The organism is Oceanivirga salmonicida (genome assembly GCF_001517915.1).
GTDB classification, from domain to species: domain Bacteria; phylum Fusobacteriota; class Fusobacteriia; order Fusobacteriales; family Leptotrichiaceae; genus Oceanivirga; species Oceanivirga salmonicida.
The window spans coordinates 1-1502 of sequence record NZ_LOQI01000130.1 but is presented as its reverse complement, the minus strand read 5'-3'; the positions used below and the strand labels follow the sequence as shown (position 1 = coordinate 1502).

The following is a 1502-nucleotide window of genomic DNA, read 5'->3' as shown; positions in this document are numbered from 1 at the left end:
GTATAATTGAATCGCAAAACACAACCAAGAAAGGGTGATATCACATGTCAATTATACAATGTTTTACTAATAATATTCAATACTTTAATTTAATTAATTCTAATTTAGAGCTTCAAGCTTCTATAAATACTTTAACTGAAGAGAATAAAAAACTTAAAAAAGCTCTTACTTCTTCCAAAAAAATTAACTCAAAACTTAAAACTAAAATCAAAAAACTTTTAGGGACATATATTGACCCCAAAGATGATACTTCTCATTCTCCAGTGTATGAGTACTTCAAATTAGATAAAGAAGCTATTAAAACTCCCATAATAGATGAACCCTTATTAGATTACAAGCAAATACTATCTAATGGTAATTACAAGCACTCTAAAGCTTATTTAAAGCCTGATTTCCCTTATCCTGAACAAATATGTCCTAATTGCTCTTCTACTAAAGAATGGCATTATTTACATACCAAAATTCAAAAAAGGTGTAAACTTTGTTTTAAAACCTTTATATTCAATAATGCAGAACCTGAAATTGATATCTCGAACTTTTATTGTCCATATTGTTCTAAAAAACTTGGTTTTAGAGTTTCTAGAACTGCTTTTGATGTTTATGTTTGTAAAAACAAAAAATGTTCTTACAGAAAACAAAGAAAATTACAAATCATAGACAAATTTGGAAAATTAAATAAACAAGATAAAATTTCTTATATTTATCGTGATATTAAATTATCAATAAACAATGTCTTTAAATTCATTAAAGATAGTGAACTTGATAAACCTAAAACTAATTTTATATTTAGAAATTTTAATTCTAAAATTTTTTCTCTTGTTATATCCTACAAGGTTAACCTAAAACTATCTAATAGAGATACTGCTTCTGCTATGAAAGATTTTTATGATATTGATATATCTCATACAACTATCAATACTTATTGTAGTATGGCTGCAAAATTAGTTATATACCTTAATACAATTAACAAATCAGAAAACATCTCTAATAATATTGTTGGTGATGAAACATACATTAAGATTAAAGGTAAAAAGCATTATGTTTGGATACTCTACGATCTTATACATAAAAATTTAATAACCTATCACATTTCTGAGAAAAGAGATTTTAATGCTTGTGCTACTGTATTTTTAAAACTTATTGAATGTTATAAACAAAAACCAGAAAAACTTTATGTGATGTCTGATATGTATACTGCTTATCCTATGGCTCTGCAATTTATTCAAAAAGAATTAGGTATTGAAATCAATCATACTTCTGTTAAAGGGCTAGAGGAAGTTAAAGGCGAAGATGCTAAAACTCGTATAGCTAAACAAAAGATAGAAAGACTTAATAGAGTATTCAAAGAATCATATCGTATTACTACTGGATACTTTAATATTCAAGGTGCTAGGTATTCTTTTGAACTTTGGATGTTTTATTACAATTATATGCGTCGTGAAAAAGGCAAATTTAAGAACACTTTAAATTTTATTGATAAAAATGTTAAAGTAGACAATTTA

General features: G+C 25.8%; 1 protein-coding gene. It reads left to right on the top strand.

The genetic code is table 11. The features are described 5' to 3' along the window. Window positions 1-44 precede the first annotated feature (44 nt). A partial coding sequence (locus AWT72_RS08530) for a DDE-type integrase/transposase/recombinase (RefSeq protein WP_067143624.1) occupies window positions 45-1502 on the top strand: 1458 nt, incomplete at its 3' end.